At 59.4% G+C, this 26,665-nt stretch carries 20 protein-coding genes; 7 read left to right on the forward strand and 13 right to left on the reverse strand.

Annotated elements, in window-relative coordinates:
• The first annotated feature begins 97 nt into the window (after positions 1–97).
• From WDZ78_RS15295 to trxA, 6 genes are all read left to right on the forward strand, one after another.
• A complete protein-coding gene (locus WDZ78_RS15295; protein WP_425673494.1) occupies positions 98–2,680 on the forward strand; it encodes an ATP-binding protein in 2,583 nt (860 codons plus the stop codon).
• The gene (tsaE, locus tag WDZ78_RS15300; protein WP_425673495.1) at positions 2,677–4,188 is read left to right on the forward strand and encodes a tRNA (adenosine(37)-N6)-threonylcarbamoyltransferase complex ATPase subunit type 1 TsaE; all 1,512 of its coding nucleotides are present in this window, start codon (positions 2,677–2,679) and stop codon (positions 4,186–4,188) included. Before WDZ78_RS15295 ends, tsaE begins: the two co-directional genes overlap by 4 nt.
• A gap of 16 nt (positions 4,189–4,204) precedes the next feature.
• The gene (locus WDZ78_RS15305) at positions 4,205–4,942 is read left to right on the forward strand and encodes a nucleotidyltransferase family protein (protein WP_020010687.1); all 738 of its coding nucleotides are present in this window, start codon (positions 4,205–4,207) and stop codon (positions 4,940–4,942) included.
• Entirely contained in the window at positions 4,939–8,124 is a 3,186-nt protein-coding gene (gene addB / locus WDZ78_RS15310) for a double-strand break repair protein AddB (protein WP_425673496.1), read from the forward strand. Before WDZ78_RS15305 ends, addB begins: the two co-directional genes overlap by 4 nt.
• Positions 8,114–11,671 (forward strand): double-strand break repair helicase AddA, encoded by a 3,558-nt coding sequence (addA, locus tag WDZ78_RS15315; RefSeq protein ID WP_425673497.1) that lies wholly within the window; start codon positions 8,114–8,116, stop codon positions 11,669–11,671. The genes addB and addA overlap by 11 nt, the downstream gene beginning before the upstream one ends.
• A gap of 77 nt (positions 11,672–11,748) precedes the next feature.
• Positions 11,749–12,069: a thioredoxin gene (gene trxA / locus WDZ78_RS15320; protein WP_003505361.1), complete on the forward strand. Its 321-nt coding sequence runs from the start codon at positions 11,749–11,751 to the stop codon at positions 12,067–12,069.
• A 47-nt stretch (positions 12,070–12,116) separates the two neighbouring features.
• On the opposite strand, the gene WDZ78_RS15325 is transcribed toward trxA, so the two are convergent.
• The 8 genes from WDZ78_RS15325 to WDZ78_RS15360 all read right to left on the reverse strand — a co-directional run bounded on the left by WDZ78_RS15325 (position 12,117) and on the right by WDZ78_RS15360 (position 20,374).
• Positions 12,117–13,496: a bifunctional folylpolyglutamate synthase/dihydrofolate synthase gene (locus WDZ78_RS15325; protein WP_425673498.1), complete on the reverse strand. Its 1,380-nt coding sequence runs from the start codon at positions 13,494–13,496 to the stop codon at positions 12,117–12,119.
• 87 nt (positions 13,497–13,583) lie between these two features.
• Positions 13,584–14,480: an acetyl-CoA carboxylase, carboxyltransferase subunit beta gene (gene accD, locus WDZ78_RS15330; protein WP_425673499.1), complete on the reverse strand. Its 897-nt coding sequence runs from the start codon at positions 14,478–14,480 to the stop codon at positions 13,584–13,586.
• Positions 14,481–14,507: 27 nt separating this feature from the next.
• Positions 14,508–15,347 (reverse strand): tryptophan synthase subunit alpha, encoded by an 840-nt coding sequence (gene trpA, locus WDZ78_RS15335; RefSeq protein WP_425673500.1) that lies wholly within the window; start codon positions 15,345–15,347, stop codon positions 14,508–14,510.
• Between the two features lie 4 nt (positions 15,348–15,351).
• Entirely contained in the window at positions 15,352–16,572 is a 1,221-nt protein-coding gene (gene trpB / locus WDZ78_RS15340) for a tryptophan synthase subunit beta (protein ID WP_425673501.1), read from the reverse strand.
• Position 16,573: 1 nt separating this feature from the next.
• On the reverse strand, positions 16,574–17,236 hold the full coding sequence (locus WDZ78_RS15345) for a phosphoribosylanthranilate isomerase (protein ID WP_003505352.1): 663 nt from the start codon (positions 17,234–17,236) through the stop codon (positions 16,574–16,576).
• A 102-nt stretch (positions 17,237–17,338) separates the two neighbouring features.
• Positions 17,339–18,106 carry a M48 family metallopeptidase gene (locus tag WDZ78_RS15350; RefSeq protein ID WP_003505351.1) on the reverse strand — a complete coding sequence of 256 codons (768 nt, stop codon included), beginning with the start codon at positions 18,104–18,106 and terminating at the stop codon, positions 17,339–17,341.
• A 68-nt stretch (positions 18,107–18,174) separates the two neighbouring features.
• Positions 18,175–19,407 (reverse strand): polyhydroxyalkanoate depolymerase, encoded by a 1,233-nt coding sequence (locus WDZ78_RS15355; protein WP_425673656.1) that lies wholly within the window; start codon positions 19,405–19,407, stop codon positions 18,175–18,177.
• A gap of 124 nt (positions 19,408–19,531) precedes the next feature.
• Positions 19,532–20,374, reverse strand: coding sequence for a fumarylacetoacetate hydrolase family protein (locus WDZ78_RS15360; protein WP_020010697.1), 843 nt, complete (start codon positions 20,372–20,374; stop codon positions 19,532–19,534).
• 128 nt (positions 20,375–20,502) lie between these two features.
• Here WDZ78_RS15360 and WDZ78_RS15365 point away from each other — a divergent pair, with 128 nt between their 5' ends.
• Positions 20,503–21,105 carry a nitroreductase family protein gene (locus WDZ78_RS15365; protein ID WP_020010698.1) on the forward strand — a complete coding sequence of 201 codons (603 nt, stop codon included), beginning with the start codon at positions 20,503–20,505 and terminating at the stop codon, positions 21,103–21,105.
• A gap of 105 nt (positions 21,106–21,210) precedes the next feature.
• Here the strand turns inward: WDZ78_RS15365 and gyrB are convergent, their stop codons facing one another.
• From gyrB to WDZ78_RS15390, 5 genes are all read right to left on the reverse strand, one after another.
• Positions 21,211–23,646 carry a DNA topoisomerase (ATP-hydrolyzing) subunit B gene (gene gyrB, locus WDZ78_RS15370; protein ID WP_020010699.1) on the reverse strand — a complete coding sequence of 812 codons (2,436 nt, stop codon included), beginning with the start codon at positions 23,644–23,646 and terminating at the stop codon, positions 21,211–21,213.
• 156 nt (positions 23,647–23,802) lie between these two features.
• Complete coding sequence (locus WDZ78_RS15375) at positions 23,803–24,168, reverse strand: helix-turn-helix domain-containing protein (protein WP_060725292.1); 366 nt, start codon at positions 24,166–24,168, stop codon at positions 23,803–23,805.
• Complete coding sequence (locus WDZ78_RS15380; RefSeq protein ID WP_003505344.1) at positions 24,165–24,734, reverse strand: Smr/MutS family protein; 570 nt, start codon at positions 24,732–24,734, stop codon at positions 24,165–24,167. Before WDZ78_RS15380 ends, WDZ78_RS15375 begins: the two co-directional genes overlap by 4 nt.
• A complete protein-coding gene (gene mltA, locus WDZ78_RS15385) occupies positions 24,734–25,843 on the reverse strand; it encodes a murein transglycosylase A (protein WP_425673502.1) in 1,110 nt (369 codons plus the stop codon). Before mltA ends, WDZ78_RS15380 begins: the two co-directional genes overlap by 1 nt.
• The gene (locus WDZ78_RS15390) at positions 25,840–26,538 is read right to left on the reverse strand and encodes a Tim44/TimA family putative adaptor protein (RefSeq protein WP_425673503.1); all 699 of its coding nucleotides are present in this window, start codon (positions 26,536–26,538) and stop codon (positions 25,840–25,842) included. Before WDZ78_RS15390 ends, mltA begins: the two co-directional genes overlap by 4 nt.
• Positions 26,539–26,665: the final 127 nt, after the last annotated feature.

The following is a 26,665-nucleotide window of genomic DNA, read 5'->3' on the forward strand; positions in this document are numbered from 1 at the left end:
TTGTCATCAGACTTGATTCGGACACGCCAAAGGGCGGCGGGGACGAAATGGGATGTCTTGTCGAAGATGCGGCACATAGGACGGAGACAGACCGGGGATGACGGTTCACAATTCGGATCTGCGCAAGCAGACAGTTCAACGCGTTGAAAACACGCATGCGGGCGTGGCATTGAGCGCGGCTCTTGCGCGTTGCCGGCTGGTATTCAGTGCGGTTCGGACAGGCTTTGCGAGGCTTCCCGTTCTGATGTCGGGCACGTTTCTGGCCGGCTCGGCAAGCATGGCGCTGGCGCAGGACGGGCTTGTGGCAAAGACCGGCGCACGGCTGTTTTCATCCGGAGAAACCATCACCTATTCGCTTTTCGTCGGCATGCTTTCGGCAACGCTGTTTTCCGTTGTCTGGCTGGTGCGCCAGCGCGGCAATATCGAGGCGGAGAGCAGCGAATACCGTCAGGCGCTTGCCCAGTCCCACCACAAGATCGCGAAATACGAGGCGCTGATTTCCGACAAGAGCCGCCGCATCGTTATCTGGGACGGCGCAGACAAGCGGCCCGAATTTCTGGGGCAGCTGCCGGCCGAAACGGGTGTGCCGCAGGCGGATCACGATTTTCTGGCCTTTGGCCGCTGGCTGAAACCGGCATCCGCGAGCCAGCTTGAAAAATCCATCGAAAAACTCCGCAGCCACGCGCAGAGTTTCGATCTGACCATTGAAACGCAGCGCGGCGAAGTCATTGAAGTTCAAGGCCGGGTTTCCGGCGGCAATGCCTTTGCGCGTTTCATCGCGCTCAACAATCTGCGCGCGGAACTGGCTGAATTGCAGGTGGAGCGCGAGCGCCTGATCGCTTCGGTTTCCACATTTCAGGAGCTTCTGGATTCCATCGAACAACCCGTCTGGCGGCGCAATGGCGAAGGCGAACTCACCTGGGTCAACCACGCTTATGCGCATGCCGTGGATGCACGTGACGCCGACCAGGCCGTTCATGAAAAACGCGAGCTGCTGAACACGGTTACCCGGCAGAAGATACGCGCGGCCGCAACACCCGAATCACCCTATCACGACCGTATTTCGACGGTTGTTTCCGGAAACCGCACCTTCTTTGACGTCGTTGACATCAAGACAGCTGGCGGCTCGGCTGGCATCGCTATCGACGCAACGGAAGCCGAAACCATCAGCGAGGAACTCAAGCGGGTTCTCAAAAGCCACGCTGAAACGCTCGATCATCTGGCAACACCCGTCGCCATTTTCGACGGCCGGCAGCGGCTGCAATTCTACAATCAGGCTTTCGCGGCTCTCTGGGGTTTCGACCTCGTTTTCCTCGAATCCAGTCCTGATAATTCCGAGCTTCTGGACAGGCTGCGCACCGCCGGCAAATTGCCGGAACAGCTGAACTGGAAGAACTGGAAGGAGACAGCGCTCTCCGTCTATCGTTCGCTGGATACCAAGACCGATCTCTGGCACCTGCCGAACGGCCAGACCCTGCGGGTTATCGCAACCGCCCATCCGCAGGGCGGCGCGACCTGGGTTTTCGAGAACCTGACCGAGCAGGTCGACCTGCAGATGCGTTACAACACATTGGTGAAGGTGCAGGGCGAAACCATCGACCATCTGGCCGAAGGTGTCGCCGTATTCGGTGCGGATGGACGCATTCGCCTCTCCAACCCGGCATTCCGGGCGCTCTGGGGCGTGACCGCGGAACAGGCCGAGACCGGCACCCATATCCGCGCTATCGAAACCGCCTGCGCGCCATCCTATGACAGGCCGGACGGCTGGCGCGCCTTCAGCCAGTTCATCACCAGCTTCGATGATGAGCGGCCCTCGCGGCAGGGGACGCTGGAACTGCTTTCAGGCCTTGTGCTCGATTATGCCATCATCCCGCTGCCGGATGCACAAACCATGCTGACCTTCGTCAATATGACCGACAGCGTGCGGGCCGAGCGGGCGCTCAAGGAAAAGAACGACGCGCTTTTGAAGGCCGACGAGCTGAAGAACGATTTCGTGCAGCATGTTTCCTACGAGCTGCGCTCGCCGCTGACGAACATCATCGGCTTCACCGATCTACTGAAAACACCGGGCATCGGACAATTGACGGACCGGCAGGCGGAGTATCTCGATCATATCTCCACCTCATCCTCCGTACTACTGACCATCGTCAACGACATTCTCGATCTCGCGACCGTGGATGCCGGCATCATGCAGCTTAATTATTCGGACAATGATCTGAACGAATTGCTTGAAGACGTTTCTGTACAGATCGCCGACCGGCTGCAGGAGAGCGGCATTTCGCTCGAGATCATCGCGCCGACCCATCTCGGCAGTCTCGTGGCTGATCACCAGCGCCTGAAGCAGATACTCATCAAGCTGCTGACCAACGCGATCAATTTCGCCCCGGAAGGGTCTTCGGTTCAGCTCTCCTGCCAGCGCAGCGAAGGTGACTTCGTGTTCTCGGTGGCGGACAAGGGTCCCGGCATTCCTGAAGACATGTTGAAGAGCGTGTTCGACCGCTTCGCGACGCGCGGTAATGGCGGGCGGCGAACCGGTGCGGGGCTTGGCCTCTCCATCGTGGAAAGCTTTGTCAGCCTGCACCATGGCACGGTCAGCATCGACAGCCGGCCCGGCAACGGCACCATCGTCACCTGCCGCATTCCTTCCGGCACACGGCCGCATTCCATCGCCGCAGAATGAGCGAAGACATCTTGCCGATCACCATTCCTCTCGAGGGAGAAAAGGACACCATCAGGCTCGGTGAAGACCTCGCACTGGCTTTGAAACCCGGCGATTGCCTCGCACTCATCGGTGATCTCGGCGCCGGCAAATCGACGCTCGCCCGAGCCTTCATCCGCGCGATGGCGGATGAGCCCGATCTCGAAGTGCCGAGCCCCACCTTCACGATCATCCAGACTTATGACGCCCGCATTCCGGTCGCCCATCTTGATCTTTATCGGCTTTCGGATGTTTCCGAGCTGGACGAACTCGGCATCGATGAGATGCTGGAGGACGGCATCTGCCTGATCGAGTGGCCGGATATCGCCGCCGAGATTCTACCGCCGGAACAGACCGTAACACTTACGCTGACACATTCCGGCGAAGGGCGGCTCGCCTCCATCGAGGCTCCGGCAAAACTGAAAGCACGGCTTGAACGCGTTTTCGCCATCCGCGCATTTCTCGCAAAAACGGGCAGGGGCGACGCGGCCCGGCGCTTTCTGAGCGGTGACGCCTCTACACGCGCCTATGAGACCGTTTCAACTGGTGGCCGGCATCTTATCCTGATGGACTGGCGACGCCCCATGCGGGGAGCGATCGTCGCTGATGGCAAAACCTATGCGGAAATCGCCCATCTTGCCCAGGATGCTCGTTCCTTCGTGGCTATTGGCAATTATCTGAGAAATAGCGGCTTTTGCGCGCCGGAGATTCTGGCGGCGGATACCGATCAGGGCATTCTCCTGCTGGAAAACCTCGGGCAGGAGGGCGTGCTGGCGCCTGACGGGACGCCGATAGAGGACCGCTATCTGCAAAGCGTCGCCTGTCTCGCGGCGCTTCACCAGACCCCGCGGCCCGACCTGCTGCCAGTGGGTGACGGCAGCGCCTATGAGGTCCCCCTCTTCGACCGGCAGGCGATGAAGATCGAGGTTTCGCTGCTGGCGGAATGGTATCTGCCGCATAAACGCGGCAAACCCCTCACCGATAGTGAAAAAAGCGACTATTACGCTTTATGGGACCGGCTGGTCGACCAGCTAGCCGACTGTGAGACGGGACTTGTGCTGCGCGATTTCCATTCACCCAACCTTATTTGGCAGCCGCAGAACAGCGGCATACGGCAAGTCGGCCTGATCGATTTTCAGGATGCGATGATCGGCCCGACTGCCTATGATGTCGCTTCCATCGTGCAGGATGCCCGCGTTACCATCGAACCCGGGCTGCAAGCGCGCCTGCTTTCGCACTATATCGAGAGCAGAAGAAACACGGCTTCTTTCGATGAGGCCGCTTTCCTCAAGGCTTTCGCCATCATGTCGGCACAGCGCAACTGCAAGCTTGCCGGTATCTGGGTGAGGCTGTTGGAACGGGATCGAAAACCCGGTTATATGAAACATATGCCGAGAACGTTCCGCTATCTCAGTGCAGCGCTTTCGCATCCGCAACTTGGACTTCTCCGAGACTGGTGCCTGCGCATGGGCATGGAATTTAACGACTGAAAGACGGTTGACCACGATGACGATCAAAAACGCGATGGTGCTGGCCGCCGGGCTTGGCACGCGGATGCGCCCGATCACGGATACAATCCCGAAGCCGCTCGTGAAAATCGCCGGCAAGCCGATGATCGACTATGCGCTCGATGCCCTTGTCGAAGCCGGTGTCGAGACAATCGTCGTCAATGTGCATCACCACGCCGAACAGATGATTGCCCATCTCGAAAACCGCACCGACGCCAAAATGCTGATTTCCGACGAGCAGTCGCAGCTGATGAATTCCGGTGGCGGGCTTGCCAAGGGCCTGAAGTTTCTGGAACCTGGGCCGGTCTTCGTCATGAATGCCGATCTTTTCTGGATCGGCGAGCAGCTGAATGCGGTCAGCAACTTGCGCAAGCTTGCGCAATTCTTCGATCCCGCCCGCATGGATATGGCCCTGCTCTGCGTCGACATGGATCGCACCACCGGACACAATGGGAAGAGGGATTTCAACCTGGCGGATGACGGGAAACTGTCGCGTTATCGCGACGGTGATCCGACCCCGGTGGTTTATGCCGGCGCCATCGCCATGGATTCGCGCCTGCTGGACGATGCGCCGACGGATGCCTTCAATCTCAATATCTATTTCGATCGCGCCATCGAAAAGGACCGGCTTTTCGGGCTTTCTCTGGATGGCCACTGGATTACCGTCGGCACGCCTGACGCAATAGAAGACGCCGAAAGCATTATACGGCAATTCAGGGAAAAACGCTCTGCATGACCCTTACTCACCACGCAAAGCGCGTCCTGACGATCGCTGCGGGAACACCGTTCCTCAAGACGCTCGCGGAAACGCTGTGTGATGGGACACTGACATCAGGCTATAAATACGATCCGGCCGATCCGCTATCGCTCGCCAAGGTGACAATCTATGTGCCGACGCGGCGCTCCGCCCGCGTGCTGCGCTCCGAATTCGTCGATCTTCTGGGCGGCCGATCCGCCATTCTACCGCTGATCCGGCCTCTGGGTGAGACGGATGACGATAGCGGCTTCTTCGAGATCGAAAACCCTGAGATCATGGATCTGGCGCCGCCGATTTCCGGCACCGGCCGGCTCATCGAACTGGCGCGTCTCATTCTCGCCTGGCGCAACAGCCTGCCGGACGCTATCCGGGCCATCCATTCCGATTCGCCGCTTGTCGCCCCCGCCAGCCCCGCCGACGCCATATGGCTGGCGCGTGCGCTTGGCGAGGTGATCGATGCCATGGATACGGAAGAAAAGGACTGGGAAGCGCTTCAGCATCTCGATACCGGCGATCACGCGCAATGGTGGCAACTGACCGCGGATTTCCTGCGGATCGCCAGCGTCTTCTGGCCAGCGCGGCTTGCCGAACTCAACCGTTCGTCCGCCGGCCGGCATCGCAACGCCATTCTGCGGGCGGAAGCTAACCGGCTTGCCGATCTGCCGGATACGGGACCGATCATCGTCGCAGGGTCGACCGGCTCCATTCCTGCGGCAGCCGATCTCATCGCCGCCGTTGCCGCCCTGCCGCAGGGCACCGTTGTGCTTCCGGGCCTCGACCTCGCCATGCCGGAGGAACAATGGCACGCGATTGCCGAGGACCCGACCGATCCTTCGAGCCGCACCCATTCGCAATACGGGCTTTATATGCTGCTGCAGAAGCTTGGCATCCTGCGCGATGACGTGGATCAGATTGGCGCCATTGACGGCGATCTGGAAAAGCGCGCAGCGGTGTTTTCGGCCGCACTCGCACCGGCCAAATCCACCAGCGACTGGAATCGCTGGCGCGAAGACAGGCAACCCGGCTTTTTCGACGATGCTTTCGCAGCCGCCACGCTTATTGAAGCCGCCAATGAGCGCGAGGAGGCAACGGCCATCGCAGTGGCTTTGCGGCTGGCCCTTGAAGCGCCGGGGGCTGGTCGCCCGTCGCAAGCGGCCCTGATTACACCGGACCGCGGACTGGCGCGACGCGTGGCGACGGAGTTACAGCGCTTCGGCATCGAAGCCGACGATTCGGCCGGCACGCCGCTTTCCGCCACCCCGCAAGCCGGGCTGACGCAGCTGGCGCTAGAAGCCATTCTGAGGCCCGGCGACCCGGTGCCGATTATTTCCCTTCTGAAACACCCGCTCAGCCGTTTCGGGCTTTCCGACGAAGCTTTCGCGAAAGCCTCGAAAGCGCTGGAACTGATCGCGCTGCGCGGCGGCCGTGTCGAAACCGAAATCGGCAATCTGAAAGCGGTTCTGGATGCGCAGCTTGCGGCGCAGCGCGATGACCGGCACCCGCCCGCCTGGCGGCTGGCGCTGCCGGAGGCAAGCGCGGAGGCCGCGCGCGATCTGGCACGTCGGATTGACATTGCGACAGAACCGCTCGGATCTGCCTTTGTCCGCAAAGATAGATCCGGCCGCGCCTTCACCGATAAATTGCCGCTGTCCGTCTGGGCGGAGCGGACGGGCCGCGTGGTCGAAGCCATCTGTGCGGATGAAAACAACGATCTTGCTGCGCTCTGGTCCGGTGAAGCGGGAGACAAGCTTTCCGAACTGTTCGGCGAACTGATGGAAAGCGGCGAAATCCTCGATGCTGACGGGCCGCAATGGATCGATATTTTTGCGGCACTGGTGGCCGGTGAATCGATCAAGCCACGATCGATGCGCCATCCACGCATTTTCATCTTCGGCGCGCTCGAGGCACGGCTGCAAAGTGTCGACACCGTCGTCATCGGCGGCCTCAATGAAGGGCTCTGGCCCGGCCAGACGGCGAATAATCCGTTTCTGTCCCGCACCATGAAGACCGCGATTGGGCTGGAGCCGCCGGAACGGCGCATCGGCCAGCTGGCCCATGATTTCGAGATGGCAAATGGCACCCGGCAGATTTTTTACACCCGCGCGCTGAGGCAGGGCTCGACACCCGCCGTCGCCTCACGCTGGCTGCAGCGTCTACTGGCGCTGGGCGGCGAGAAATTTGCCGGCAGCCTGAAGAAGCGGGGCGAGACCTATCGCCATTGGGCGGGATTGATGGATGAAAGCATCGATCAGGAAGCAGCAAAGCGCCCTGCCCCGAAGCCGCCGGCCGAGTTGCAGCCGACGCGCTATTCCTTCAGCGAAGTCGGCCGCCTGCGCCGGGACCCCTATTCGATCTATGCGCGACGCATCTTGAAACTGGACCCGCTTGCCCCCTTCAACCGTGACCCGAACGCCGCCGATCGCGGCACGCTCTATCACGCGATCATCGAGCGTTATTCCCGCGAAGGGCATATTCCCGGCACGCCGGCCTCGCTTTCGGCCATGCAGCGCATTCTCGATGCGTGTTTCGATGCGGAAAACCTGCCTCCCCATGTGGATGTCATCTGGCGGCCGCGTTTTGCAGCGGTGGCGCGCGCCTTTATCGAGTGGGAAAAAGAAAGGTATCCATCCATCCGCCACAGCTTTTTCGAGGCACGCGCCGGGCAGGAAATCGCCGAGGCGGGCATAAGGCTGACCGGGATCGCAGACCGCATCGACATCAAGACAAACGGCCACGCGGATATTATCGATTACAAGACAGGGCTTGCGCCGTCCGTCAATCAGGCGCGCGCGCTGCTTGATCCGCAGCTTGCGCTGGAAGCGGCGGCGCTGATGCGCGGCGCCTTCCGCGAAGCCGGTTCGCCCACGCCTGACAATCTCATTTATGTTCGCCTGCGGCCGGGCGAGCGCTTCTTTGCCGATCAGGTCAATAACGAACATTCCAGCCGAAGCGGCAAAAGACCGCCGAAATCGGCGATTGAGCTTGCGACGGATTCAATCGAACAGCTCACCAAATTCGTTCATTCTCTGCGCGAAGGCGAAAACGGCTTCGCCTCCCGCCTCGTGCCGGAAGAGCAACAATCCTATGGTGGGGAATATGACCACCTCGCCCGCGTTTCGGAATGGTCGACGACAGAACCGGGAGACGGCGATGACGATTGATCCCTTCGATGCCGGCCCCGCCGCCGACACGCCTGAAAGCTGGATTGACTGGACCAGCGCCCGGCAGCGGCTTGCCTCCGATCCCGCCAGTTCCGCATGGGTGTCGGCCAATGCCGGCTCAGGCAAGACCCATGTCCTGACCCAGCGCGTCATCCGCCTGCTTCTGGCCGGCTGCCGGCCCTCGGCGATTTTGTGCCTCACCTATACCAAGGCCGCGGCATCTGAAATGTCGAGCCGTGTTTTCGACCGCCTGGCGGAATGGGCTACTTTGCCGGATTCCGATCTTAAGGATCGCATCGCCGTCATCGAAGGCAGGGTGCCGGATCGCATCAAGCTTGCCGAAGCGCGCAGGCTGTTTGCCAAGGCGCTGGAAACACCGGGCGGGCTGAAAATCCAGACGATCCACGCATTCTGCGAGGCATTGCTGCACCAGTTTCCGCTGGAAGCCAATGTCGCCGGCCATTTCTCCGTTCTCGATGACCGCGCAGCGACCACGTTACTGGCCGAGGCGCGCCGCTCACTTCTGACGGCGGTTTCAACGGAGCGCGACGCGGAACTGGCGCAGGCGCTAGCCTATGTGCTCGATCTCGCCGATGAAAGCGGGCTGGAAGCGCTGCTCTCCGCCATCATCGCCAATCGCAGCGCCCTTCGTGGTTTTCTGCTCGACGCCAAACAATTTGGCGGCATCGATGCCCGGTTGCGGCACGCGATGCAGATCGCAGATGGGGAAACCGAAGAAACCGCGGCAGCCGCCTTCTGGCCTCTGCCCGGCCTCTCCGGCCTCGCGCTCGATACCTATCTGGCCCTTGCCGACGAGGTAGGCGGATCACGCGTCATCGATGTCGCTTATGCGCTCAGGGAGGCAAAACGCCACCCGGACCCCGTCCAGCGGATGCAATTCATCGAAGCGGCGCTGCTGACAGCCAAGGGGGAAAAGAAATCGGATGCCTATGTCATCAACAAGGGCATGCAGAAATCCGCCCCCGAACTTCTCGATGCCCTGACGCTGGCGCGTGACCATGCTGTTTCCTGCCGCAACCGTTATCGTCTGGTGCGGATGCTGGCGGCGACAAAATGCGCCCTTGTTCTGGCCGAAAGGCTGATCGGCGATTTTGAAGACCTGAAGAAACAGCGAAGCCAGCTCGATTTTGAAGACCTGATCGAGCGCGCGGCCAACCTTCTCAACCGCGATACGGCGGGCGCCTGGGTACACTACAAGCTGGATCAGGGCATCGACCACATTCTCGTTGACGAGGCGCAGGATACGAGCCCGGTGCAATGGTCGATCATCCAGTCGCTGGCGGCGGATTTCTTCACGGGCGAGAGCGCCCGCCTGGGGCGGCGCACGCTGTTTGCCGTGGGGGATGAAAAACAGTCGATCTATTCATTCCAGGGCGCCCGGCCGGAACGGTTTTCGCAGGAGCGCGAAGAGACCAAAAGGCGCGTCGATTCTGTGGAGCAGGCCTTTCACCGCATCCGCCTGCCGCTATCCTTCCGGTCCACGCAGGATGTGCTGGCCGCTGTCGACCAGGTGTTTTCAGACCCGAATAACGCCAGCGGTCTCAGCGCCGATAACGAACCGGTGGAACACCGATCCAACCGGGCCGGCCATCCGGGCACCGTGGAGGTTTGGGACATGGTGGCGCCGGAAACCACTGAAGACGAAGAGGATTGGACGGCCCCCTTCGATGCGCTGCGGGAAAGCGCGCCAGCCACCATCGTTGCCCGCCGTATCGCGGCGCGTATCGCCGACATGATCGGAAGCGAGACCATCATCGAAAAAGGCGTCGCGCGCACCGTCGAGCCCGGTGATATTCTGGTGCTTGTCAGAAAACGCCATGCCTTCGTCAATGCGCTGACCCGGGAGTTGAAACGGCGCAAGAACATTCCCGTTGCCGGTGCCGACCGCCTTCGCCTGACCGACCACATTGCCGTGCAGGACCTTCTGGCGCTCGGCCATTTCGTTGTCCTGCCCGAAGATGACCTTTCACTCGCTGCACTTTTGAAAAGCCCGCTCTTCAACCTGACGGAAGATGACGTTTTCGACATTGCAGCCACGCGATCGGAAACGGAGAGCGTCTGGAAACGGCTGCAAATCCTTTCGAAGGAAGAGAATAGCCATCTTTCCATCGTTGCCGCCAAGCTGGAAGGCTTCATCGCGCTTTCGAAAACGGCCACGGTGCATGATTTCTTTGCAGCGGTCCTCACCCTGCATGACGGACGCAAGAAATTCCTCGGCCGGCTTGGCAACGAGGCGAGCGACGTTCTGGATGAGTTCCTCTCCTTCGCGCTGGATCACGAGAGAACCGGCCTGCCAGGCCTGCAGGCCTTTTTGTCCGTTCTGGAAACCGATTCTCCTGAAGTGAAGCGCGAGCAGGACAAGGATCGCGGCGAAGTGCGCATCATGACCGTGCACGCCTCCAAGGGCCTGGAAGCGCCGGTCGTTTTTGTCGTCGATGGCGGTTCGAAGGCCTTCAACCACAGCCATGTGCCGAAACTGCGCTTCGTCGAAGCGGGTGAGGACGCCTTCCCGGTGTGGCTGCCCGGCAGCGGTTTTTCCAATCATCTCATCCGCTCGGACGAAGAACGACTGAAGACGGCCGCCGAGGACGAATATCGACGGCTGCTTTATGTGGCGATGACGCGCGCTGCCGATCACCTTGTCGTCTGCGGTTATCGCGGCCAGAAGGAAAATCCCGAATGCTGGCATGCCATCGTCAAGGCGGCGCTTGCCAACAATGAAGACCATTGCAAACCGCAGCTTTTCATGGCGGATGGCGAGGAATGGCAGGGGCTTGTCTGGCGCAAATCCGAGGCTCGCACGACATCCGTCCCGCAAAAACTACCGGAAACGCAGCAGCAGGAAGATTACGCCCTTCCGGCCGGGCTTCTCGCTCCCTTGCCGGTGCTGCCCTCCTTGCCGAGGCCGCTCAGCCCATCCGGTGCGGGCACCATCATTGATGATGGTGCGGATGATCTCGCCGTGCGTTCGCCGCTTTTCGGCGAGAAAACCGATGCCTCCTCGCTGGCGCTGCAGCGCGGCCGGCTAGTGCATCGCATGCTGCAAGCCCTGCCGGATTTTACAGAGTTGGAGCGGGAAGCAGCTGCCCGCCGTTATGCGGAGCGTGCGGCCCGTTTCTGGCCTGCCGCCGAGCGCGAACATTTGATAAAGGCGGTTCTGCGCGTTATGTCCGAGCCGGCGGTGCAACCGGCCTTCTCAGCTAACAGCCGCGCGGAAGTGTCGATCATGGGCACGATGACGATTGGCAGGCAGCAATACGCCGTCTCCGGCCGCGTCGACCGGCTGGCGGTTGAAGGGGATCGCGTCATTCTGGTCGATTACAAGACCAACCGCGTGCCGCCGCGCGAAGCGCGTGAAATACCTTTCTCCCACACGGCGCAGCTTGCCATCTATCGCGAAATTCTAGCACCGCTCTACCCCGGCAAAGAATTTGTCTGCGCGCTGATCTATACGGAAAATGCTGCCTTTATAGCGGTTGGTGACGATGCGATGAGAGAGGCTCTTGCCGCAATAAAGACAAAGTGAGATACCGGGGCATTGAAATTCCGACGCGCCCGCATCACATCGATAGCGGAAAAGATTAGCTGAAAGGAGAGCCAGATATGGCTACCGTAAAAGTCGATGCCGCCAACTTCCAGTCCGAAGTCCTGGAATCCGCCGAACCAGTCGTGGTGGATTTCTGGGCCGAATGGTGCGGCCCGTGCAAGATGATCGCGCCAAGCCTTGAGGAAATTTCGTCCGAGCTGGCCGGCAAGGTCAAGGTCGCAAAGCTGAACATCGACGAAAACCCGGAACTGGCGGCCCAGTTCGGCGTGCGCTCAATCCCGACCCTTGCCATGTTCAAGGGCGGCGAAGTGGCTGATATCAAGGTTGGCGCTGCTCCCAAGACAGCGCTTTCCGCCTGGATTTCCGGCGCCGCATAAAAATATCAATGGAATGAAAAAAGGCCCGGCAGAGATGCCGGGCTTTTTTATTGGGGAACCGTGCCGTTCAGGGCAAGCGCATTGCCCGCAAGGTAAAGCGAGCCGCCGATCAGGATGCGCGGCGCTGGTCCCTCGGGATCGAAGCGGCGCGACAGCTCCTCCAAGGCATGCGTGAGAGACGATGTTGGCGCTGCCACGAGGCCAGCATCGAAGGCGGCATGGGCAAGTACCACGGGGTCGATCGCCGCATCCGTGCCGCCAATCGGCACGGTGAAGACATATTCGGCGATATCTGCGAAGGCCTTGAAGTAACCTACCGGATCCTTGGTGTTGATCATACCTGCAATGATGAACAGCGGGCGTGCCGTCTTTTCCTCAAAGCCAGCCATGGCCTCGGCGATGACCTCGCCCGCACCGGGGTTATGACCGCCGTCGACCCAGATTTCCGCATCTTTCGGGGCCATTTCAGCAATTTTGCCGGACAGGATACGCTGCAGACGACCTGGCCATTCCACCGTGGTCATGGCCTTTTCGATCATCCGTTCCGTCACCTCGAAACCGGCGGCCTTGACGGCGCGGATCGCGGCGGCGGCATTGGCAAGCTGGTGACGGCCGGGAAGCCGCGGCAGCGGCGCATCGGCCAGACCGAATTCATCCTGATAGACCATGCGGCCGAATTCTTCATGGGCGGAAAAATCCTGCCCGTAGACGGATACCGGGCAACCGAGCCGTTCCGCCGTGGCGACCAGCGTTTCGAGCGCCGCATCATATTCCTGATGACCGATGACGACGGGCGAACCCTTTTTCATGATGCCGGCCTTTTCGGCGGCGATCAGCTCCACGCGGTCACCGAGATAGGCCTCGTGATCGAGCGATATCGGCATGATGACAGAGACAGCAGGATTGTTGATCACATTGGTTGCATCGAAGCGCCCACCCAGACCAACCTCCACGATCGCCGCATCGGCTGGATGTTCCGAAAAAAGAAGGAACATCACTGCCGTCAGAATTTCGAAAACGGTGATCTTTTGGCCTTCATTGGCGATTTCGATGCGACGCAGCGCGTCCGCGAAAACAGCGTCGTCAACGAAGCGGCCTCTCTCACCGGCGACGCCGATGCGATAGCGTTCATGCCAGTTCACTAGGTGCGGCTTTGTATGGACATGAACAGGAAGTCCTGCCGATTCGAGCAAGGCCCGGCAAAAGGCGCTGACAGAGCCCTTGCCATTGGTGCCGGCCACATGGATCACCGGCGGCATTCTGTTCTGGGGATTGCCGAGTTTTTCAAGAAGACGGGAAATTCTGTCGAGTGAAAGATCAAACCCCTTGGGGTGGAGCTGCATCAGCTCTTCAATGATCTTTTCGGCCTCACCGATCGCGGGCTTCGTCATGTCTTCCGTTCGCCTTTCAGGCGTTTTGCTTGCCATTTGTCCGCCGCACCAAAAAATGAAATCATGCAACGTATAGCATCATCCCGAAGGCAGTTTATGCCTCCGGGCGACATATTTTTTTCCTCAGGCCGAAGCGGCCAGCAGTACGACAGCGTTTGCGTTGTCAGCGGGCGCCTTGGTCATGATCTTGAGCAGATTGGCCAAGGTGTCCGGGATTTCGCGGCGGTCGACGACCATATCCACCATGCCGTGTTCCAGCAGGTATTCCGAGGTCTGGAAGCCTTCCGGCAGCTTTTCACGGATGGTCTGCTCGATGACACGCTTGCCTGCAAAGCAGATTTCGGCGCCCGGCTCGGCAATATGCACGTCACCCAGCATGGCATAGGACGCCGTAACACCGCCCGTCGTCGGGTTCGTCAGAACCACGATGTAGGGCATGCCGGCCTCTTTCAGCATGTTCACTGCAACGGTGGTGCGCGGCAGCTGCATCAGCGAAAGAATGCCTTCCTGCATGCGCGCGCCGCCGGAGGCCGGGAACATGACGAGCGGGCAACGCTCGGAAATCGCACGCTCGAAGGCCTTGACGATGGCTTCGCCGGCAGCAATGCCGAGCGAACCGCCCATGAACTGGAATTCATGCACGACGGCAACGATCTTCAGGCCCTTCAAGTGGCCGACACCTGCAAGGATCGTGTCTTCCTGCTCGGTCTTCGTGCGGCTGTCACGCAAACGGTCGGTGTATTTCTTGGAATCGCGGAATTTCAGAGGGTCCTGCGCCACCTTCGGCTGCGGAAGCGCCTCGTAGACGCCGCCGTCGAAAAGATCGGCAAGGCGCGCCTTGGCCGGCATCTTCATATGGTAACCCGAAGCCGGGATGACCCACTTGTTGTCTTCCAGATCCTTGTGGAAGACCATTTCGCCCGTTTCCGGGCACTTGATCCACAGGTTCTCCGGAACCTCCGGGCGGCGGCCAAGCATGGAATTGATCCGCGGCCGAACGTAATTAGTGATCCAGTTCAACTGTCTACTCCTGACTGGGCCGCGCGCTTATTCCGCAGCGGCAAGGCGCGACGCACGCACGCCCGTTGAAAGTCCTTTTACCAGCGTCGTAACGGCCGGCACGGTATCGGCGGTCGCCTGCCCGTCCCTGGTCAGGCTGCCCGCAATCTGGTTGACAATGGCCGAACCGACCACGACGCCATCTGCCACCGCACCGATCGCTTTTGCATGATCGGCCGTCTTGACACCAAAACCGACACAGACCGGCAGTTCCGTATGCGCCTTGATACGACCGACAGCGCCGGAGATCAACGAGGGATCGGGAAGCGCCGAACCGGTAATGCCGTTCATCGAGACGTAATAAACGAAACCTGAGGTATTTTTAAGGACAGTCGGCAGACGCTTGCCATCCGTAGTCGGCGTCGCCAGACGGATGAAGTTGATGCCGCGCGCAAGCGCCGGTATGCAGAGTTCATCGTCCATTTCCGGCGGAAGATCGACCACGATCAGGCCATCAATGCCAGCCGCCAGCGCGTCTTCCAGAAACTTTTCGACGCCATAGATATAGATCGGATTATAATAGCCCATCATCACGATCGGCGTTGCATCGTCTTGCCTGCGGAACTCGCGGGCGAGATCGAGCGTGGTCTTCAGGGTCTGGCCACCCTTCAGCGCGCGCTGGCCTGCCAGCTGGATCGCCGGACCATCCGCCATTGGGTCAGAAAAAGGCATGCCGAGTTCGATGATGTCAGCACCGGCTTCCGGCAGCGCTTTCATGATGCCGAGCGAGGTCTGGAAATCCGGGTCGCCGCCCATGAAATAGGTAATCAGGGCCGGGCGATTTTCAGCGCGCAGATCGGCGAAGCGCTTGTCCATACGTGCAGTCATGATCTTATACATCCATTCCAAGGAACTTGCTGACGGTGTGGACATCCTTGTCGCCACGGCCGGAAAGGTTCATCAGGATGATTTCATCCTTGCCCATCTCCGGGGCGCGCTTGATGACCTCGGCCAAAGCATGGCTCGGCTCCAGAGCCGGAATGATGCCTTCAAGGCGGGTGAGCATCTGGAAGGCGTCCAGCGCCTCATGGTCCATGATCGGCACATATTCCACGCGGCCGATATCGTTCAGCCAGGAATGTTCAGGCCCGATGCCGGGATAGTCGAGACCTGCGGAAATGGAATGGCCTTCCTTGATCTGGCCGTCGTCATCCTGCAGCAGATAGGTGCGGTTGCCGTGCAGCACGCCCGGCGAACCGGCGGTGATGGAAGCGCAATGCTCGTCACCCGAAAGACCCTTGCCGCCGGCTTCAACACCGACGATGCGGACATTCTTGTCATCGAGGAAAGGATGGAAGATGCCGATGGCGTTCGATCCACCGCCCACGGCCGCCACGACCAGATCCGGCAGACGGCCTTCCGCCTCCAGCATCTGCGCCTTGGCTTCCTCACCGATGACCGCCTGAAAATCGCGAACCATTTCCGGATAGGGATGCGGGCCAGCCGCGGTGCCGATCAGATAATAGGTATCCTCGACATTGGTGACCCAGTCACGCAGAGCCTCGTTCATGGCGTCCTTGAGCGTGCCATGACCGGCCGTGACCGGCTTCACCTCAGCGCCCAGAAGCTTCATGCGGAAGACGTTTGGGGCCTGACGGGCAACATCCGTCGCGCCCATGTAAACGACGCAGGGCAGGCCGAAGCGCGCAGCAACCGTGGCGGAGGCAACGCCGTGCTGGCCGGCGCCGGTTTCCGCGATGATACGGGTCTTACCCATGCGCTTGGCAAGCAGAATCTGGCCGAGACAATTGTTGATCTTGTGCGAGCCGGTGTGGTTCAGCTCTTCGCGCTTGAAATAGATCTTCGCGCCACCGAGTTCCGCCGTCAGGCGCTCGGCGAAATAAAGCGGGCTCGGGCGACCGGTATAGTGCGCGCCGAGATGCTTGAGTTCCGCCTGAAACGCGGGATCGGTCTTGGCCTTGTCCCATTCCGCCTGCAAATCCAGAATGAGTGGCATCAGCGTTTCGGCAACGAAGCGACCTCCGTAAATGCCGAAACGGCCGTCCTCATCGGGACCAGCACGAAAAGAATTGGGTGTTGGCGCGTCGTTCACTTCAAGCTCCCTTTGGGCCTTTCGACCAATCATTCACCACATCAAAAAATGCATCGATCATGGACAGATCCTTGATGCCCGGCGCGCTTTCGACACCGGACGACAAATCTAGTCCGCTTGCCTTGGTTTCCGCCAGAGCCTCAGCGACATTGTCCTTGTTCAACCCTCCGGAAAGCATGTAATCGATGCTTCCGTCAAGTGATCGCAGGATGGTCCAGTCGAACGAGACGCCATTACCACCCGGCAGGTCGGAGCCCGCCGGCGCCTTGGCATCCAGCAGAAAACGATCGGCTATTCCAATATAAGGGTCGATTTTGGCAAGATCAGCGGCGTCGCGAATGGAAATCGCCTTCATGACGGGCAGGCCATAAAGCGCCTTGATGTTCAGCAACCGTTCCGGGCTTTCATTGCCATGCAGCTGCAGGATATCCGGTTTTACGAGATCAACGATTTCATCGAGATAATCATTATCGGCATCGACGGTGACCGCGACCACCTTGGCGGCGCCACGGGCGGCTTCCGCCAGCCTGCCGGCAATATCGGGCTCGATGTTGCGCGGGCTTTTTTCAAAGAAAATAAAACCGACATGGGACGCACCGCGCCTGACGGCACGCTCCAGCGCTTCCGGTGTCTTCAATCCGCAAATCTTGATATCCGGTTTCATACCCGCGACCTGACATGAAATGCGACAAGAGTCGAGCCAAATCGCACCCATTCCCGATGGAATGTTTCACGTGAATCCAGATGGCGATCCGTGCCGCAGGTTTCAATCGAAATCGATGGCGTGAAGTTTGGAGCCGTGGCGTTTCAGCCAGTCCTTGGCCTCATTGGTGTGCGGGCACAGCTTTTCACACAAGGCCCAGAATTTCGGACCGTGGTTCATTTCGCTCAGATGCGCGACCTCATGGGCGGCAAGATAATCGATGACCTTTTCCGGGGCCATGACGATACGCCAGGAAAAGCTCAAGTTTCCATCATGGGAACAGGAGCCCCAGCGGCTGCGTGTATCCTTCATGCTGATGGACCGCACCGGCCGGCCGGCAGCGCTGGCATGAACGGCGACGAGCCGTTCCAGATCGGCCTTCGCTTCCTTTTTCAGGAATGTCGCGATCCGTCGTCTCAGATGTTCCGGCGCGCCGCTGACTTTCAGAACGTCGACGCCATCGGCGTCTTTCGCGATATGTGTCAGCCCTCGCAGGCTGCCGGTATGGTCAATGCGGTGGGATATGCCTCTGATATCGATGGTAGCGCCCGGACGCAAACCGTCATCGAGGCTGAATTTCAGAAGCTTGCCTTCCAGCCAGCCCTGATGCCTCTCGAGAAAATCATCCACCTGGCGGTGATGCAGGCCCATGGGGATCGTCAGTTTCAGCGCCCGACCGCCCGGTTCGATGCGCAAGGTGATGCGCGTGGCCCGCGGATTTTCCCTGACCGTGATCGGCACCTGCCGGCCCGCCACTGCGACGGTGCGCTGGCTCGGAGCAACCTTCTTTGGCGCCGGTGACTTCAGGGATTTTCTGAGGAGCGAAAACATGAACCCTTCATAGCCGATTCGTCCGTCCGTTGGCCACGCAAATGCGCGGCACCACCCGCCATCTTACCCTAGGCAGTCTGATGCTTGCGGATGAAATCCAGCATGCGCGGCACGATTTCCTTGCGGAAACGCGAACCGTTGAAGACGCCATAGTGGCCAACATCCGGCTGCATGTAGTGGGCGCGCTTGCTTTCGGAGAGGTTACTGCAGAGATCATGGGCGGCCTTTGTCTGGCCGACGCCCGAAATATCGTCATTCTCCCCTTCCACAGTGAACAATGCAACATTGCGAATGGCGGCGGGATCGACCGCCCTGCCCCGATGCTGCATCTTTCCTGTCGGGAGCGCATGGTCGATGAAGACCGTTTCCACCGTCTGCAGATAGAACTCCGCCGTCAGATCCATGACAGCAAGATATTCATCGTAAAATTCGCGGTGCTTTTCGGCGGAATCGCCGTCATTCTTGACGAGGTTGAGGTAAAAATCCTTATGCGCCGTCATGTGCTTGTCGAGGTTCATCGACATGAAACCGGAGAGTTGCAGAAAGCCGGGATAGACATTGCGGCCGAAGGCGGGCTGCGGCCACGGCACCTGCATGACGACATTGTCGCGGAACCATTCGATTGGCTTCGCCGTGGCGAGACCATTGACGGCTGTGGGATTGATGCGCGTATCGATCGGACCGCCCATCAGCGTCATGGATGCCGGTGCAAATTTATCGCCATCGGCCTCCATAAGCGAAACGGCGGCCAGAACAGGCACGGACGGTTGACAGACGGCGACCACATGCGCCCCCGGACCTATCTCGCGCAGCATCTCGGTGACATAACTGATGTAATCGTCGAGATCGAAGGTCCCATCACTCACCGGCACCATGCGGGCATCGACCCAATCGGTAATGTAAATATCTGCCGAAGGCAGCAAGGCCTCCACGGTGCCGCGCAGCAATGTGGCATAATGGCCGGACATCGGCGCAACCAGCAGCACCTTCGGCTCGGGCCGGCGGGCAGGATCGATTTCTTTTTTGAAATGAACGAGATTGCAGAACGGACGCGACCAGACGGTCTCTGCGGCAACGGCGACGGTCTCGCCATCGACAATAGTCGTGGCAAGGCCGAATTCCGGCTTGACATAACGGCGCGTCAGGCGTTCGAAAACCTCGAAGCTGGCATCGAGGCTTCTTCCGAAAGCCGTGCTGGAAAGCGGGTTCATAGGATTGTTGCAGGCCTGGCGCATCATATCGGCACCGGCACGCAGCGGCGCCATGGCCGCATGGTTCATTTCATAGAGGTGGTAGAACACTGATGACGCCTCCCTCGCGATCACGCTCTTTTTTTCAACCATAGCAGCTTTTCGCAGGTGCACAAAATCGAAGGCGCCGGCGGTTTCCCGCCAGCGCCTCACTTTCCGTTGAACGCTGTGGCGATCAGATGTCGGCGACGAAGGTCTGCTTCTGGGAACCGAGACCCTCGATACCGAGTTCCACGACATCACCAGCCTTCAGGTAACGCGGCGGCTTCAGGCCCATGCCGACGCCGGGAGGGGTGCCGGTGGAAATGACATCGCCGGGATGCAGCGACATGAACTGGCTGAGATAGGAGACAACGTGGGCAACGCCGTACACCATGGTCTTGCTGGAGCCGTTCTGCATGGTCTGGCCGTTCACCTTCAGCCACATGCCGAGGTTCTGCGGGTCAGTAATTTCCTCTTTCGTTACCAGCCAGGGGCCGATGGGGCCAAAGGTGTCGCAGGACTTGCCCTTGGTCCACTGGCCGGCACGCTCCGTCTGGAAGGCGCGTTCGGAAACATCGTGCGAAACGCAATAGCCGGCAACGTAGTCGAGAGCATCGGCTTCCGAGACATATTTGGCGGTCTTGCCGATAACAACGCCGAGCTCGACTTCCCAGTCGGTCTTTTCAGAACCGCGCGGAATAGTGACGTTGTCATTCGGACCGACGATGGCCGAGGTCGCCTTCATGAAAATGACCGGTTCCGGCGGTACGGTGGCACCCGTTTCGGCGGCATGGTCGGAGAAATTGAGACCGATGCAGATGAATTTTCCGGTTCCCGCAACGCAGGCGCCGATGCGATCTTCATTCAGGACCGGAAGCGTGCTCAGATCGATCGCGGCGATCTTTTTGAGGCCCTCGGGAGAAATGGCGTCGCCGCCGATATCTTTCACATGGGCGGACAGATCGCGGACTTTTCCTTCCGCGTCGAGGATTGCAGGTTTTTCCTGGCCGGGCTGGCCAACACGCATCAATTTCATGGAACTCTCTCCCGGTTGTCAGACAAGGTGATGCATATATGAACGATGCATTCATACTTGTCACCCCTTGACTACGCCAAGTTTCGAAAAATACCTTTTCCCTCCCGGCAATCAAAAGGACATAGCCCGTGACGAACAGCAATTCCCGGCAATCCGAATATCCCGTCGATCCCCTCTTTCTCGATCGCTGGTCTCCGCGCGCCTTCGACGGCGGCGCCATGCCGCATGAGCATCTGCTAACCATTCTGGATGCGGCGCACTGGGCGCCTTCCGCCTCCAACTATCAGCCATGGCGGTTTGTCTATGCGCACAAGGACAGCGAAGACTGGCCGCTTTTCGTGGAACTGCTGGTGGAGGGAAACCAGCGCTGGGCTAAAAACGCCTCTGTGCTGCTCTTCGTCATTTCCCGCGACCATAACATCTCGCGCGACGGTGAGAAAAAACCATCCGCGACCCATTCCTTCGATGCCGGTGCGGCCTGGTTTTCGCTTGCCATGCAGGCGCATCTGCTCGGTTACCACGCTCACGGCATGGCCGGCATCTTGAAAGACCAGATCGTTGAGAGGTTGAATATTCCAGAAGGCTACAAGGTGGAGGCCGGGGTCGCCATCGGCACGTTGACCGACAAGTCCGTTCTTCCTGACGATCTGGCGGAACGGGAAGTACCGAGCAAGCGTCTGCCGCTTTCAGACGTGGCTTTTGAAGGACGCTTCACGGGCAAGACCGACTGATTTCAGCTTGTCCGCACAGAACAAAAGGCCCGGCGGTCAATTTCCGCCGGGCCTTTTGTTAAAGTTTCGTTTCACGTGAATCGTTACGCGAAACGCTCCACAAGGTTAAATGTCGAGGTTTGCAACGCTCAGCGCATTTTCCTGGATAAAGTCGCGGCGCGGCTCCACTTCGTCACCCATCAGGCGGGCAAACAGGCCGTCGGCATCGGTCGCATCGTTGACCTTGACCTGCAGAAGCGAGCGGACGTTGGCATCAAGCGTCGTTTCCCAAAGCTGCTCGGCATTCATTTCGCCGAGGCCCTTGTAACGCTGCATGGAAAGACCCTTGCGGCCGGCGGCGAAAATCGCATCCAGAAGCGCACGGGGGCCTGGCAGTTCCATGGTGCCGTCCTTGCGTTGCAGAACCGGCGGCGTCACGTAGATGTCGCGCGTGCGGGCTGCGAGCTGATCGATATGACGGGCATCGGCCGAACCGATGAGACCCATATCCAGCGTCGAAACTTCCTTGACGCCGCGAACCATACGCTCGAAGCGCAGGCCGCCATCATCCAGCACCGTGCCGGACCAGCCGCGTTCGGTCTCTTCCGCAATCATGTCGAGACGCCGCGCCACTTCGGCAACGGTTTCTTCAGCCCGGGCGGCATTGGCCGAAAGCTCGGGGTTCAGCGCGCCGGCAATGGCGGCCTGTTCCACGATCGAGCGGCTGTAACGCGAATGCAGCCCGTCGATCAGGGAGCGCATGCGCACCGCATCCAGAATGACTTCGCGAAGATCGGCGCCGACACGCACTTCGCCAGAGCCGAGGGTCAGCGATGCTTCCTCGATACCCATGGAGATGAGGTACTCTTCCAGCGCCTTTTCATCCTTGAGGTACTGCACGGATTTGCCACGCGTGACCTTATAAAGCGGCGGCTGGGCGATATAGAGATGGCCGCGCTCGATCAGTTCCGGCATCTGGCGGAAGAAGAAGGTCAACAGCAGGGTACGGATGTGAGCGCCGTCGACGTCAGCATCCGTCATGATGATGATCTTGTGGTAACGCAGCTTGTCGGCGTTGAACTCGTCCTTGCCGATGGACGTGCCAAGTGCCGTGATCAGCGTGCCGATTTCCTGGCTGGACAGCATCTTGTCAAAACGGGCGCGTTCGACATTGAGGATCTTGCCTCGCAGCGGCAGGATCGCCTGCGTTTCGCGCGAGCGGCCCTGCTTGGCCGAACCGCCAGCGGAGTCACCCTCAACGAGGAAAAGTTCGGATTTCGCCGGATCGCGCTCGGAGCAGTCGGCAAGCTTGCCGGGCAGAGAGGCAATATCGAGCGCACCCTTGCGGCGCGTCAGTTCCCGCGCCTTGCGGGCGGCTTCGCGGGCAACCGCCGCTTCCACAACCTTGCCGACGAGGATTCTCGCGTCGGACGGATGTTCTTCCAGCCAGGTGGAGAGCGCTTCGTTGACGAGGCTTTCCACGACCGGACGCACTTCGGACGAAACGAGCTTGTCCTTCGTCTGCGATGAAAACTTGGGGTCGGGAACCTTGACGGAAAGAATGGCCGTCAGACCTTCGCGGCAGTCCTCACCCTGCAGGCTTACCTTTTCCTTTTTCAGGATGCCGGAGGTTTCGGCATAGGAGGTCACCTGACGGGTCAGCGCCGCGCGGAAACCGGCCATATGGGTGCCGCCGTCGCGCTGGGGAATGTTGTTGGTAAAGCAGAGCACGTTCTCGTGGTAGCTGTCGTTCCACCAGAGCGCGACCTCAACCGTAATGCCATCCTTTTCGCCCTTGATGGCGACAGGCTTGTCCACCAGCGGCTTCTTGGCACGGTCGAGATAACGGACGAAGGCTTCGAGGCCGCCATCATACAGCAGCTCTTCCTGCTTGATATCAGAATGGCGCTTGTCGGTGAGCAGGATGCGCACGCCGGAATTCAGGAATGCGAGCTCGCGCAGGCGATGCTCCAGCGTTCCATAATCATAGTCCGTCATGGTGAAGGTTTGCGGGCTTGCAAGGAATGTGACTTCCGTGCCCGAACGGCCTTCATATTCGCCAATGACGGAAAGCGGCGCATCAGCAACGCCATGGGTGAAGCCGATTTCATGCAGCTTGCCATTGCGGCGGATTCTGAGCTTCAGCCAGACCGAGAGCGCATTGACCACCGACACGCCCACGCCATGCAGGCCGCCGGACACCTTGTAGGAATTCTGGTCGAATTTACCGCCAGCATGCAGCTGGGTCATGATGACTTCGGCGGCGGAAACGCCTTCGGAAGAATGGATGTCGGTCGGAATGCCGCGTCCGTTATCCGTCACCGTCACGGAGCCATCGGCGTTCAGCGTCACCGTCACCAGATCGGCATGACCGGCGAGAGCCTCATCGATGGCGTTGTCGACGACTTCATAGACCATGTGATGCAGGCCGGAACCGTCATCGGTATCGCCGATATACATGCCGGGCCGTTTGCGCACGGCATCAAGGCCCTTGAGAACCTTGATCGAATCGGCTCCATATTCCGCATTCGCGCCGACTTCGCTTGACGATGTTTCGGTCATAAGTACTCTTTCCAAAGTTTTCCTGGCCAGGTTTCCAGTGAGAAGGCCTGAAGCCAGCGAATCACTCAAATCCGACATGCGACTATAGAAATTCTACACCCAATCCCAAAGGCCGCATGCTTCAGGATGCTGAATAAAGCAGGGGATAGAGGGGTTTCAATCGCAAGAACGGCTTTTTTGCAGCAAGGCTGACAGTTCCTCTACCACACTCGGCGGCAGCTTGCGAATATCCCGTGCGAGACGGTTGGCGAAAGCCGTATATTGCGGCGGCAGGCCGATGGTGTCGATCACCACTTTCGGGTCGGACGAGCCGGCCAGAAAGAACAATTCCTCCGCCTCATCCCAGATGATGTTGAAATATCCGGCGATACGCTGCAGCAGATCGAAGCTCGGCTTTCCACGCTTGCCATGCTCGAGCGCCGAAAGATAAGCCGGCGACACGCCGATAGCGGCGGCCATTTGTTTCTGCGTCACGCCCTTGCGTTCACGAAGCTGCCGCACTGCCTCCGCAAAGGGCGTCATGACTTTTCACCCCGCCGACGCGCCAGTCGCACATAAAGAGCGCCGTCGCCGCCGTGATTGGCGGATGCATCCTCATAGGATGAAATCAGGTGGCGGTATTCCGGTTTGGAAAACCACATGGGCACCGCCCTTTTCAACGCACCATCGCTGCCAATGGAACGCCCCTTGCCCGTTATGACGAGCACATGCCTGAGACCACGTTCATGCGCGCGCAACAGAAAATCAAGCAGCACCGCATGGGCTTCGCTCTGGAACATACCGTGCAGATCGATCCGCCCTTCCAGCGGTAGCCGGCCACGGGTGAGCTTGCGCTTGACGGGTTTTTCCATCGGCTGATGAATTTTCGGCTTTTTGTCCGGAGCCGCTGATGGCGGCTCGGCCGGCTCCGCAAGCATGCGCGGAAAGCTGCTTTTGCCGGTCTGGGAAACCTCGGGTTCAACCAGAGGCTCCTCCATGTCCTCGAAAGCCAGCAAATCTTCCAGTCTGCCGGAGATCGGCCGCGTGGTTTTTGCGACCTTTCCCCATAGAATGCGTTCTTCCTTGCCGAGCTTGCGACTGCTCTTCATCACCGATACCTCTCCGCAGCAACCCGCGGTATCAGTATATAAAAGTCGGCCTCGTTGCGCACCGTACCGGCAAGCTCTCCTGCTTCGAAACCGGAGCCGGTGAAGATGTCGCCACGGGCCGGGCCGACAATGGCTGAACCCGTATCCAGCGCCAGCATAAGCCGCGCAAAAGGTTTTCCGTCATCGAGATGAGTTAGCGACGGTGAATGGATGAAGAAGGGAAGCCCGAACGTGTGGATGAGCCTGTCCACCGCAAGCGCGCGCCCGGCGACAAGCGGCACCTTTGCGGCGGCGATCGGCCCCATATCCTGATCAGCGACATCCGCCTCCCGGAAAAAAATATAGGAGCGGTTATGCCATAGCACCCCATCCACCTTGTCGGGATGGTCAGCGAGCCATTTGCGGATCGTCTGCATTGACACGGTTTTCGGATCAAGTTCTCCGCGATCGAGAAGCAGACGGCCAATCGGGGAAAACGCATGCCCGGCCTTGGCCGCATAGGTAATGCGCTTTACCGCGCCGTCAGGAAAAACCAGACGTGCCGCACCCTGCACATGGACGAAAAACAGGTCGACCTTCGATCTCGCCCAGGCAATCTCAAGGCCCCTGCCCTCCAGATGCCCTTCATCGATCGCCTGGCGGTCGGGATAATAGGAGATACCGTCCTTACCCGCCCTGCCGAAAGCATAGGAAGGATCGAAACCGGCAGGCCGATTGGTATCGTCGATATCCACCAGTTCGGGCGGCCGGCGGTAAATCGGATAACGCCAAATGTCGTCGTGTTCAGATGACACTTCCAGTTCGGGTTCGTAAAAGGCGGTTACGAAACCGCTTTTTCCCGGAGCCGAAGAAATCCTGAAAGGCACGCAATTGGTTTCGAAAAACCGGCGCGCCTGCTCCGGACTGTTTGCTGGGTTTTTCTCAGCACTATCCAGAAGCGAAACCAGTTCCGCTGCCGTGATCCCGAGCGCGCCGGTCCTGTAGGGTTTTGCGTTCCTAAGGTGCGACAGGATTGTCGCCATCGCCGGAAAAAGCTTGCCCGGATCGTCTTGCCGCCATCCGGGCAGGTCGCTGAAAGAAACTTCCTCGATCGAAAAAGGTGCGGTCATTGCTCGGATTCGGTGGCGATCAGCTTCCAGTTCGGATCACGCGAGCGGATATCGCGCGAGAAGGTCCAGATATCATCCACCTCCGCTACCGCATCCGGATCGCCATCCACCAGCTTGCCATCCTTGTCATAGGTCGCCGAAATCAGCTGGCTGATGATCCTCAAGGTGATCTGCACTTCGGAATCGCGCACACCGGCCTGGGTAATATCTGCTTTCTCGATGCCCACGAAGGTGGACTTCACCACCTCGCCACGACCTTCCCGCTCGGAAATCGCCGCTTCGAAACCATCGAAAACCTCCTTCGACAGAAGGTTCTTGAGCGTCTTTCGATCGCCATCGGCAAAACCCATGACGATCATTTCATAAGCCATGCGAGCGCCGTTCAGGAATTCCTTGGGACCGAAAGACGGGTCCCTGGTCATCACCTCACGCAATGATGCGTTGAGCGGCGTATCGACGGGCGCTAGCGCATCCGCCTCGGCGAAGCGGTTCTCATCCTCTGCCTCGCTGCGTTTCGGCAAGGTCACGACCTTGTTATCGTCTGCAACGGGCCCCTTTGCCACATCTCGCGGGCTATAGGGGTCGAATGGCGGCTTCTCATTGCCCGTGCGGCGGCCAAGGACACTGCGCAACTGAAAGAAGATCAGCACCGCTGCAACGAGAAAAAACAATGTGATAAAGTCGCTAAAGCCCATCTTTTACCAAAACCGCCATTTAAATTCGAAAACCTCACCATCATATAGTCTGCATCTTATCATCATTCAAATGTGCAGATTCAATCATCGGTGTCCCGGGAACCGGCAATCTGCCAGAGATGCACAC

Source organism: Agrobacterium sp. M50-1, from assembly GCF_049843495.1.
Classification (GTDB): domain Bacteria; phylum Pseudomonadota; class Alphaproteobacteria; order Rhizobiales; family Rhizobiaceae; genus Agrobacterium; species Agrobacterium radiobacter.

Bases quoted from the DNA above. Each gene is read 5' to 3' on its own strand.
- WDZ78_RS15295 (WP_425673494.1), top strand. From the start codon at position 98: ATGACGGTTCACAATTCGGATCTGCGCAAGCAGACAGTTCAACGCGTT.
- tsaE (WP_425673495.1), top strand. From the start codon at position 2,677: ATGAGCGAAGACATCTTGCCGATCACCATTCCTCTCGAGGGAGAAAAG.
- WDZ78_RS15305 (WP_020010687.1), top strand. From the start codon at position 4,205: ATGACGATCAAAAACGCGATGGTGCTGGCCGCCGGGCTTGGCACGCGG.
- addB (WP_425673496.1), top strand. From the start codon at position 4,939: ATGACCCTTACTCACCACGCAAAGCGCGTCCTGACGATCGCTGCGGGA.
- addA (WP_425673497.1), top strand. From the start codon at position 8,114: ATGACGATTGATCCCTTCGATGCCGGCCCCGCCGCCGACACGCCTGAA.
- trxA (WP_003505361.1), top strand. From the start codon at position 11,749: ATGGCTACCGTAAAAGTCGATGCCGCCAACTTCCAGTCCGAAGTCCTG.
- WDZ78_RS15325 (WP_425673498.1), bottom strand. From the start codon at position 13,496: ATGGCAAGCAAAACGCCTGAAAGGCGAACGGAAGACATGACGAAGCCC.
- trpA (WP_425673500.1), bottom strand. From the start codon at position 15,347: ATGACTGCACGTATGGACAAGCGCTTCGCCGATCTGCGCGCTGAAAAT.
- WDZ78_RS15345 (WP_003505352.1), bottom strand. From the start codon at position 17,236: ATGAAACCGGATATCAAGATTTGCGGATTGAAGACACCGGAAGCGCTG.
- WDZ78_RS15350 (WP_003505351.1), bottom strand. From the start codon at position 18,106: ATGTTTTCGCTCCTCAGAAAATCCCTGAAGTCACCGGCGCCAAAGAAG.
- WDZ78_RS15360 (WP_020010697.1), bottom strand. From the start codon at position 20,374: ATGAAATTGATGCGTGTTGGCCAGCCCGGCCAGGAAAAACCTGCAATC.
- gyrB (WP_020010699.1), bottom strand. From the start codon at position 23,646: ATGACCGAAACATCGTCAAGCGAAGTCGGCGCGAATGCGGAATATGGA.
- WDZ78_RS15375 (WP_060725292.1), bottom strand. From the start codon at position 24,168: ATGACGCCCTTTGCGGAGGCAGTGCGGCAGCTTCGTGAACGCAAGGGC.
- WDZ78_RS15380 (WP_003505344.1), bottom strand. From the start codon at position 24,734: ATGAAGAGCAGTCGCAAGCTCGGCAAGGAAGAACGCATTCTATGGGGA.
- mltA (WP_425673502.1), bottom strand. From the start codon at position 25,843: ATGACCGCACCTTTTTCGATCGAGGAAGTTTCTTTCAGCGACCTGCCC.
- WDZ78_RS15390 (WP_425673503.1), bottom strand. From the start codon at position 26,538: ATGGGCTTTAGCGACTTTATCACATTGTTTTTTCTCGTTGCAGCGGTG.